This window comes from Corallococcus llansteffanensis (assembly GCF_003612055.1).
In the GTDB taxonomy this organism is placed as follows: Bacteria; Myxococcota; Myxococcia; order Myxococcales; family Myxococcaceae; genus Corallococcus; species Corallococcus llansteffanensis.
In genome coordinates this window covers 1-10,654 of record NZ_RAWB01000351.1, presented here as the reverse complement: position 1 = coordinate 10,654, position 10,654 = coordinate 1, and the positions used below count along the sequence as shown (strand labels likewise).

General features: G+C 65.4%; 4 protein-coding genes. 1 reads left to right on the top strand and 3 read right to left on the bottom strand.

Features of this window, described 5'->3' with window-relative positions; genetic code table 11:
* Positions 1–100 precede the first annotated feature (100 nt).
* Positions 101–1,990 (bottom strand): NBR1-Ig-like domain-containing protein, encoded by a 1,890-nt coding sequence (locus D7V93_RS27725; protein WP_158623880.1) that lies wholly within the window; start codon positions 1,988–1,990, stop codon positions 101–103.
* A gap of 1,056 nt (positions 1,991–3,046) precedes the next feature.
* On the opposite strand from D7V93_RS27725, the gene D7V93_RS27720 reads away from it, so the two are divergent.
* Positions 3,047–8,746, top strand: coding sequence for an RHS repeat-associated core domain-containing protein (locus tag D7V93_RS27720; RefSeq protein ID WP_158623879.1), 5,700 nt, complete (start codon positions 3,047–3,049; stop codon positions 8,744–8,746).
* Between the two features lie 306 nt (positions 8,747–9,052).
* On the opposite strand, the gene D7V93_RS27715 is transcribed toward D7V93_RS27720, so the two are convergent.
* Entirely contained in the window at positions 9,053–9,493 is a 441-nt protein-coding gene (locus D7V93_RS27715) for a serine O-acetyltransferase (protein WP_120646252.1), read from the bottom strand.
* On the bottom strand, positions 9,475–10,654 hold a 1,180-nt coding region (locus tag D7V93_RS27710), incomplete at its 5' end, for a GNAT family N-acetyltransferase (protein ID WP_372338353.1). The genes D7V93_RS27710 and D7V93_RS27715, both read right to left, overlap by 19 nt.

Below are 10,654 nucleotides of genomic sequence, written 5' to 3'. Positions count from 1 at the left end.
CGCCCGCCAGGGCATCAACGTCGACGGCGCGGGCACCTCGGCCTCGCCCCTGGTCCTGTACGGCAACACGGTGAGCAACGCGGCCCCCGGCTCCGCGACCTTAGGGACAGCCGTGCCAGGGGAAGGCCGTCATCGGAGCCGTGTCGCCGTTGCGGTTCACGACCGAGTCCGCCGTGTTGATGTTCAGCGGGGACGTGCTGTGGCTGCCGCAGAGGAAGCTCGCGGAGCCGGGGGCCGCGTTGCTCACCGTGTTGCCGTACAGGACCAGGGGCGAGGCCGAGGTGCCCGCGCCGTCGACGTTGATGCCCTGGCGGGCGGAGGCGACGACGTTGCCGTGGACATCACCGCCGAGGATGTTGGTGGACTGATACCAGGCATGCGGTCCCAGGTTGATGCCGAAGTGGCAGTTGCGGGCGGACGTGCAGTCGATGGTGTTGCCGGTGACGACGGCGCCGGTGAAGTCACCCGAGGTGCCGCCGTTGAAGTTGTCGAGCATCAGGCCGGCGAAGACGACCTGCCCCGGCTGGCTGATGGCGTTGTTCGTGACGACCGCGTACCGACCGCCGCCCAGGATGAGCGCCACGTCGCTGTTGTCGACGAACGTGTTGCCCGTCACCGTCACCCGGTCCGAGTAGTGGATGGTCAGGCCGTCGGCCCACAGGTTGGAGGTGGCGTTCTGGCCGTTCGAGCGGAAGACGTTGTTGATGAGGGTGCCGTCGTGGCCGCGGAACTCCAGCGCCGTGCCGCAGAGCGCGTTCTTGCTGACGTTGTGGGTGAAGCGGCAGGCAGTGCAGTCGCTCATCCGGGCGTTGAAGCCAGAGAAGTTGTTGCCGCTGGCGCATTGAGAGGCCGCGGGCGTGCCCAGTCGCGCGGCCCTGTTGCCGTCGAGGATCAGGTGGTCGAGGTTCACGTCGTGCGTCGACTGGACGGCGAGGAATCCTCCGACGTTGGCGTTGAAGGTCGGCAGCGCCTTGAGCACGGCGCAGGTGACACCGGGCGCCTCACAGTTCGCGGTCGACCCGGCGAGTCCCTGCGTCCGCAGGGTGATGGGTTGGGTGATCAGCACCTGCGTCGCAATGCCATATGTGCCGGCGGGGATGTCCAGGGTGCCGCCCGAGGGCGTGGCATTGATGCAGCTCTGGATCGCTGGCCCCAGGTCAGTCGTGCCGTCCGCGGTGACCACGACGCCGGGACAGAGGGTGACAGGCGGCTGGGTGACGGAGATCGCCACGTTGGGCGACAGCGCGCCGAACCAGATGTAGCCCTCCTGCAACATCTTCCACTGGAAGTTGTAGGTGCCAGCCGTAGGAGGGGCGGTGATGGCGAAGGTGAAGGTCTTCTGCCCGTTCTGGGCAATGGCTTCGCCCGGCGCCAGGTTCACCCGGCCCAAGCCCCAGGTGGAGTTGTCCTGCGGGTTCTGCGCACCGAGGCTGTAGTTGCTCGCGGCCGTCCAGACGTTGGTGCCGATGTTCTTCATCGTCACGGAGACCGACGCTGTCTGGCCCGCGCCCAGGGACGTCGGGACCGACTGCGACACGAATTGGGAGTCGTAGGGAACAGGGGCCCTGACCGTGATGGCGACGTTGGTGGAGAGGCCGCCGAACCATGCGATTCCCTCGTGCACCATGCGCCACTGGAAGTTGTAGGTGCCGGCTGAAGCAGGGGCGGTGATGTTGAAGGTGAAGGTCCGGGAGGCACCGGGAGCGACCACCTCGTCTGGATTCATGTACACCCGGGTGGTGCCAAGCCACAGGGTGTTGTCCATGGGATTGTGGGTGCCGAGCTTGTAGCCGCCGGCCGTGGTCCAGGGCGTGGTGCCGTTGTTCTGCATCGTCACCGAGACGGTGCGAACTTCCCCGGTGGTGAGCACGGTCGGGAGGCTTTGCGAGACGAAGATGGCACTGTCGGCGGCGAGGGCGGATGGGCTCGCGGCCAGACAGAGGAGCAGGGTGGTGGCGAAGACGAGGAACCGGCTTCCGTGTCGTGACATGGGGACCTTTCGAGGTGCTTCGACTTCCGACTGCTCACGCAGGCGGGACGCAGAGCCTGGATCGCGGCGAGCAGGGACTCCAGCGGGATGGGCTTCTTGAAGACTCCCGCGACGCCGTCGCCGTCCATCACGGGCATCATCAGGTCGGGTTTGCCCTGACGCAAAATGAACGTCCTGCTTGAAAAGCCAATTCAACATGCGGTATCGGCGGCCTGAGGAAACTCTCGCTCGCTGTCAGGATGGCTGCAAGCGATGAGTCCGCTAGGAAATATGAAGATGGTTGTCTGGAACATTGCAGCATGGCTGCTTCGCGCACGGCGAGGACTTCTTCCGGTCCTGCTGGTGACAGGGCTGACGGCGGCATGCGGCGAGACCGGGTCCAAGCGCCCCGCGCCCCCCAGCACGCCTGCCACGGTGCCTGTGCTGTCAGAGCACCGGTTCAAGAACACCGCGGCAAGCAACAGCTTGCCATTCGGGCGTGATTGCTCGGTCGGGGGACCTTCCGACTGCGCTTCAAGGCTTTGTGTGCATGTCGGCGCGGAGCGTGACGCTGGCTTCGTCTGCACCGAGCGGTGTGGCCCTGGAAGCCCGTGCCCCGAGGGCTGGCGTTGTGGACAACTCCACCCTACCGATCCCGCGGCGCGCCTATGCCTCCCGGTGGATGACGCCCGCTAGCGTTCCTTCTTCGCCCCACCTTCTTGATTGTTCGATCGGGAAATCATGTCTCGACATGCCACCGGTGTTTCCGCCGCGAGCGGCCTTCGCGCCAGCGTCCTGACTCTGGCAGGACTCCTCCTCGTCCTCATCCCGCAGGCAGTACTTGCTTACGGCACCTACTCGTTCTGTGCGCCTTCTCCATCGCCGGGCGGCAACATGGTGCAATGGGCATGTACCTGCCCGGATGCGAATGGCGATACCGGGACTTTGTTCTGCAACGGCAACGACCCGAACGTGAGCTGTCACTTGCGAACGTGCATGTATCCTCCGAATGGGAGCCAGACGGACATTGGCAATTACAATTGCTGTCCGACGGGGATCACGTGCGGCTCAAACGCCGTGGCGTTCCAGGTCACCGGCGAGAGTTGCGCGGGACCTGATTGGCCGTGCGAACTGGGCGCGGAGTGCAACGACCCGAATGACATCTGCAAGACGGGCACGTGCAAGGCGAGCCTGGATGGAGTCCTTTCCTCGGGGGAGGCCGTGGAGGCGAAGGCCGAGTGCGTCCTCAACCCCTACTCCGCATGTGATGACGAGGATCCCGACTCATGTGACAGCGTGGGGGGATATGGCCTGGCTGGCGATCCGGTGGTCGTGGCGGCTCGCAGCACGCGCCATCCGGTGACGGACGTGGAAGTCCAGAGCGCACTGGGAGGGATCTCCCTGGAGCGTACCTACGTCTCCTCCGCACGCACCTGGGCTTCCCATCAGAGCCTGGGCGTGGCCGGTGGGCCCTATCTGCCCCGCCCCTTTGGTGCAGCTGCGGAGAGCCGGGAGTCCCTGCACTGGTGGCACAACTTCTACAGTTTCGTCTTTCCCACCGCCGACGGTTCAGGAGAGCTCTGGCAGGTCCGTGAGGGCAACGGCAAGCTGCTGGAGTTCACGGGCTGCGCCCGCTCGCCCACGTCCTGCATGGCGCAGCCGGAGGCCAGGTCCAGGGAGTCGGCCGACCGTCTGGTCTGGGAAAGCACGGGCCCGTCCAGTGGCTATTTCGTGTTGCACAAGCCCGGGGTCGGGCGCTTCTTCTTCGAGGCGGTCTGGAGTCCGACCGGCAGCGCCACCTCGCCGCATACGCGTTACTTCCTGACGCGCATCGAGGATGCCCAGCATGCCTCCGCGGGCGGGCTGGCCCGCACCCGGGCGACGCTCAGCTACGCGGCACCGGGTGGCTTGACCTGTCCGGGGCTCGGCACGGGACCTTCGGCGGGCGTGCCGTTCCTCTACGAGGTGAGTTCCGCCGAAGGCACGCGTCTTCGCTTCAGCTACAGGGTGCTGCCGAGTGCGCGCGCCGAGGTAGGACAGGAATGCGTCCTCGCCGGAGTCTCGCTCGTGGGAGATGCGGGGACGACGACGCCGCTCGTGGAGTACACCTATGCGCCGACAGGAGCCGTGACGGAGGTCGGGGGACGACTTGCCCAGGCGACGTGGCCGCAAAAAGGGGGGCTGACCGAAGGTTATGCCTACACGGACACGGACGGCACGCCTGTTTGGAAGGTCACTCGCGGCGGCTCGCCTCAAACCAAGCATCTCTACCAAGCGGGCTATGTCACCTACGACAGCGAGTCCTTGACTGGATGGTTCGAGATCAACGTGCAGGTCAATGGCCGGACCACGGGCACTTGTGACACCAGTTCATCGCCCGCGTGCCTGGAGCGGGTGGTGACCTCGGTTTCCCAGTATGGCTACAAGGGAGACGCCATGGGGTATGCCGGCTGGAAGAGCCTGACCTATACCCACGAACGGACGAGCTTCGCGCGGGCGCCTCGAGTGAAGAGCATTGGCGAGGGATGTTCGGGGACGAGTTGTACCCGGATGCAGGAGTATCTGTGGGACACCCTGTCCAACGGCTCGACCGTCAATCGCGCGATGAAGGGCTGGGGCGGAGGCTGGACCACGCGGGACTGGGCGGTGCCTGGTGGCGGTGGCGCCACCTCGTTGCCGGAGCTGCGCTCGGTGTCCGTTGGAGCGACCGCCGCTGACGGCACGGGAGCCCTGGCGACGACCCGGTATGCCTATACCGCAAGCACGGCGGGCGTAGGGGTCGTCCTGGGAGAGCGCCTGCGCACGGAAGAGAAGCGGGAGTCCCTGCTCCAGGTTGGAACGGACACGGTCGTTCGCAACGTGTACGACCCGTTGACCAACCGTCTCAAGGCCGTCATTCGCAGCGGGTATACCGAAGACCTCGGCTCGGGTGGTACCGCACCCGTTCCGGCATTGAAACATCAGGCCACATTCTACTTCACACGCAGGGTCTGCTCGGGCGGAACCGTGGATGATGCGCTGGGCCGGGTGCTGGAGATCCACGGGCCGTGCTGGGTGGACGGACCGAGCGCCACCGACTGTTCGGCGAGCCTCAACGCGGGGGTTCCGGTCACGCAGTACGAGTACTGGCCCGCGGGGACGGGGACGCTCAATGCCAACCGCTTGAAGAAGACGTCCCGCTATCCGCAGCTTGCGTCCGCGACGTCGTGCGCGGGGCAACCGGTCCTGGAAACGCAGTACGCGGAGTACGACGCGCGTGGAAATCCCAGGCACGTCACGGACGAGAACGGGATCGCGACGGCCTACACGTACGAAGAAGACCGGGTCACTTCCATCACCACGCAAGGGACGACCTGGGAATACCTGTACGACAACGGGATGCTGACCGCCGTGCATTTCCCGCGAGGTGACTACGAACGCTTCTGTTATCGCGACTCGAGCTTCGGGCACTGCACGGGAAGCTGGGTGGGGAAGCTGACCATGCGGGTCAAGCAAGCCGTCCTCAACAGCTATCAATGGCTGGAGGAGGTGCACTACGACTACCGCGTAGACCGGAAGGTCTTCCGGGAGATGTTCCATTACAACGGCGGAGGGGATGCCGAGCGGCGTTCACGCAACTTCGAGGCGGACACGAATGGGAATCCGGCGTACGAGCTGGTGGGCGGGCGGTATGGGAATACCGCCTGGTACCTGCGTCCCAAGCTCTACGACGGTGCCAGCCGGTTGGTGGGAGTCGGGCTCGCATACAACTCACCTCCGGCGTTGTGCGGAGGACTGGGGGGAGATGGTCGTCCGGTGTCGCCGCTTTGCAGCGCGCTGAGCTACGATCGGGCGGATCGGCTGACGGGCGCGGATGAGTACCCGGAGATCGGGACCCGGACCGGTGGGACGCGGACGTGCATGGCGTACGATGTCCATGGAAACATGAAGAGCGTGCGCAGCGGGTGCCCGGCGAGTGGCTCTGGTGGGGACTGCTCGGCCTGCTCACAGCCCGAGTCGCTCTACCGCCATGACGACTTTGGCAACCTCATCGCAGCGAAGCTGCCCTGGCAGGGGGGCGATGGCTGGACGCGCTACGTCCATGATGCCGCCGGCAATCTCCTGGGGAAGCAGACGCCGCAGATGGCCGCGGATGGTGAGCATCTGGCCTATGCCTACGACGCCCTTGGGCGGCGCGTGTCCGCCGTTCGTGTCGTCGGAGGGTCTTCACCCTCCACGGAAACGCTTTATGCGCTGGGGTACGACAATGCTTCAGCGCCGGACCCAAGCTGCCCCCAGCCTGTCAATACGCGGGGGCGGATGCTCTTCCGCAATGATTCCTTTGGGCAGACGTGGTTTTCCTACGACGCCTGGGGGAGGGTGACGAAGGAGATCCGGGCGCGGCGCTCCACCGGAGGGACCTTCACCTGTCCGAGTGACACGCCAGGCAGCACGCTCCACACCACCTATACGTATTCCGCTTCAGGAGACTTGTTGTCCGTGGCCTATCCCTATGGGCATCGGGTGACGAATGCCTATGCCATCTATCCGTATACCACCGTGCCTTCGGACCGGATTTCCGATGTCACGTTGGAGCGTTGGGATGGCGCGGCCTGGGTTTCACTCGCCAGCATCTCGAACATCGTCTGGGAGCCCTTTGGTGATGTTCGTGCCTACCGGGTGAACTCACCGGGGGCGTCAACCTCCCGCAACGTGGAGTACTTCCTCGGCGATAACACGTCCGCGATTCCGACCAGCCCGTGTACCGAGAGTGCGCCTACCTACACGGATTACACGGGACGGTTGCACAGCCTCTGGATTTCGTCCGGCGCGTTCTCCTGGAGTGGCGGTACGGGTGACGTGTTCCGCAGGACGTATGCCTGGCAGGGGGATGAACTCATCCAGGAAGACACGTGTCTGCTGGGGGCGACCACTCCCATCACCGAGAAGTATGTCTACGACGGGCTGGGGCGGCTCAAGGGTGCCAGTCGTCCGGTTGGAAATTTCGCAGCCACAGGCGGGACGTTCGAGGCTCGGAACTACGGCTATGACGGTCGTGGCAACCGGACTGCCCAGGCCGAGGACGGCACATTGCTGACCTTGACCCATGGCACGGGGCCAATGGTCGACCGCCTTGATCGCAGGCAAGGCAGTGCGGCCGGGTCGATGCTGGACTTCCGGTATCTGTATGACGCGGACGGGCGTGCGAAGGAGAAGCGCTGGGTGGAGGTGAATGGCACGCCCGTGCACCGGTTGCAGTTCAACCTGGGGCCGTCCGTGGGCGGGGCTTCCGAGACGGTGTTCCGCTCGGTGGACGTCAATGGAAGCACGTACGAGTACTTCTACGACGCGATGGGGCGGCGGCGGCTCAAGCGGTATCCGACCACCGCAGAGGACGAGTTCTTCTACGATTTGAACCATGAGCTGCTGGTGGACCGTGGCAACCCTTCGGTGATTCCGCCGCCGGGTGGCTTCACGCAGTACGTGGATGACACCTACGTCTGGTTGGGCAATCGGCCGGTGATGGTGGTGCGGGGACAGTTGACGTCACAGATGGCCCGCGTGTCCAACCCGACAAGCGATTGCTCCCGGAACGGTGAGCCTGCTGCATGCGGCGTGTACTTCCCGGTGACGGACTCGCTCGGCAAGGTGGTGGTCATGCTTGATGCCGCTGGGAAGGTGGCGGGAGCCGCGGACTACGAACCGTTCGGTCATGTCAACCGGGTGTCGCTCCATCGCGAGTCACCGCACCCCTTGCCTGGGACGGATGGAGGCGCCGCGCAGGAGAGCCTCCTGGCGGAGATGCGCCAACCGGTGGCCGCGGATGGTGGCGTCGTGATTCGTGAACGCGCGCTGTTCCACTTGCTGGATACGGGCAACGTGGCGCACGTCGAGTTGCGCGACATGGCGGATGGCGGCGTCCTGGCGACGGGAGTGACTGGCTCGGCAGTGGGCCAGCGCTGGTCGCCGTGGGTGGAGCCCGCGCAGGGACAGTCTTCCATCATGCTGGTGACGACGAGTCCCGCGGGAACACAGCCTCGAGCAGGGGTCGTCGCTGAAGGCTACGAGTACCAGCGCTACCAGCGGGGAGGACAACCCTTCTGGACTGCTTTGCGCTTTCCTGGCCAGTACCACGACGCAGAGACGGACCTCTTCGAGAACTGGAACCGGTACTACGACCCGAGCATGGGGAGGTACCTCCAGCCGGAGCCACTACTGCAAAGGCCTGAATGGCTGGAAGGGCGATTGTTCAGCGGTCTGGCGACTCCGGCCTACTCCTACGCTGGCAACAATCCGATCGGGCGCAAGGACCCGAATGGTCTTTTTGACACGGGCTCGTCCACCAAGCCCGACGAGGAGTGCCAGGGATGGTCCGAGGCACTGAAACGCGCTCGGAAGATCGCGGGTTGCGACGACGATTATAAATGCGATACCAAAAACAAATGCCAGAAGCGGATTCAGGCTTGCAGCGCTGGGTGCAATATTTGTGAGAACCTGAGGCCTGGCTCCGGCCCCGAAACGAAGTTCGGGCTGCTGCCTCAGGGCCACGATCCGGCGTATGCCGCGACGAAGCCGAATTTTTTTTCAGGCTGGAGCACGAAATTCGACCAGAAGACGGTGTGTGGAAATGTGAATCTGCTCGCCCAGATCATGATTCACGAAGCAGTCCATGCGTGCCAGGGCGCGGGAGGCAGTGAGGGCAGCTTCGACAAAGCCGACACTCTGCAGCGAGGCCGTGCTGGTTGTTATACCAATGAAATCGCACCGTTCGGTGGGGACAAGAACTGTGGGGACTAGATGCGTCCGGTTGGTCGTTGGCTCGTACTTGGTGGTGTGGTGGTCTTTCTGGCCGGCGTCCTTTTTGGACGGGTGGCGAGTTACCGCGTGTATCGGACTGAAGTGGTGATTGAAGTGGGCTCTTCATCCCGTGCGGAGGGCTGTACGGGATATCTGAACCGTGGAACGGTCTTCCTTGGGAGCGCCCGCGAGATCATCGACGGTGCCTACAAAATCGCGTGTGATGAGCGAACGCGGCTGTCCGAAGAGGCGCAGGTCGTTTGTAGCTGCCCGTGAGCGTTCGTTGACCCCTTTGGGCCGGTGCGCTCACGTCCCTGTCGTAGGCAGGCGCTTCAGCTCCCGGGCTGGAATGCCGGCCACCACGGCCCCGGGGGCCACGTCCTCCGTGACGAGCGCGTTGGCTCCAATCTTCGCGCCGTCGCCAATCAGCACCGGGCCCAGCACCTGGGCTCCCACTCCGATGAAGACGTCGCGCCCCACGCGGGGCACTCCCGTCACTCCGGGGGTTCCTTCCAGGCTCACGTTCTGGGAGATGAAGCTGTTCTCCCCGATCTCCACCCCTGGCGCGATGATGACGCCGATGCCGCCGTAGCCCAGCTCCACGCTGGGGTGCAGCGCGGCTCTCGTGTCCACGTGGCTGTTGTGCATGCGGTCGCCCACCGCCGCCACCACGTTCGCGAGCCGGGGCACCCGCAGCTCCTGGAGCCGCTTCGCGGCCCGGTAGAAACTCAGCGCCGTCGGACCCATCTGCCCACCATCCTTTTCGCCACGGGTGCCCAACGGAACTTCGAGCGCTGCAGCGTCTTCCCCACCAGCGTATCCCGGTAGATGAACAGCCAGTGGTGCTGTCGCACCTCCTGTGTCCACTCCCGCTTGTAGGGCGCGTCGTCCCCCAGCAGGTCCAGCTCCTTCAACCCCCGCTCGATGCAGTCCTGGACCAGGTTCTCCGTCAGCAGGTGGCCCGGACTCACCTCGCTCAACGCTTCGTCGTAGCCGGGCTTCATCGCCAGATAGCGGCCCCCGTACTCCAGGCCGTACTGGAACGCGATGGGCCTTGAATCCAGACGCAGGAAATACAATCCCAGCCATCCTCGCTGGGCCGCCATCGTCGCCAGGGACGTGTAGAACCCCCGCCGGTGCTCCGCCTGGCTTATCGCCGTGCCCTGCTGGGCCTTCCAGCCGCTCTGCTCCAGCGCGAACGCCTCCTCCAGTCTGTCTTCCAGCCCCTCCGGCCCGGACACGCGCTCCACCTCCACGCGGCCCTTCTCCTCCAACCTCCGGCGCCTCCGGCGCAGCGGCTTCGCGTTGCTCCGGCCCTTCTTCCACGCCTCCACCGTCGGCGGCAGCACCAAGTATGGCGACCGCGCGCTCGGCCACGCGCCCCAGGGCATCCCCGCGCCCTGGGCCGCGTTCACCAACGCCCACGCCGCGCCACCCTCCGGCACGTCCGACAGCCGGAGCACGTCCCAGCCCCGGTCCGCCAGCAGATGCGAGAGGAACGCCACCGCGGCCCGCTTCGGGTCCTCCGCCAGGAGGTCGAAGCGGCAGGAGTGCTTGTTCGTCAGCGACACCAACTGCCGCACCGGCACGCCGTACTGGTGGCCCTGCTCCTCCTTCAACCCCAGCACCGCCACCAGTCCGCCCGTGTCATCCCTCGCCGTGAGGACGCGCAGCGGCGAGCCAGGAGCGAAGTGCTCCAGCCAGCAGCGCACGAACTCGTGCCGGTAGAAGACCTGGTCGTCCACGCGCATCACCAGCGCGTTCCACTCCGCCGCGAGCGCGTCGAAGGCCGCCAGGTCTCGCACCACCTCCACCCGCAGGGGCTCCGTGCGCTCCCCGGGCCTGCGCGTCGCCCCCCCAAAGAAGGGGGCCGCTCCCACCGCGCTGTCGCGGGGGCGGGACGGGGAC

What these genes read in the sequence shown, in the direction of transcription:
- D7V93_RS27725 (WP_158623880.1), bottom strand. Translation starts at nt 1,990, where the DNA reads ATGTCACGACACGGAAGCCGGTTCCTCGTCTTCGCCACCACCCTGCTC.
- D7V93_RS27715 (WP_120646252.1), bottom strand. Translation starts at nt 9,493, where the DNA reads ATGGGTCCGACGGCGCTGAGTTTCTACCGGGCCGCGAAGCGGCTCCAG.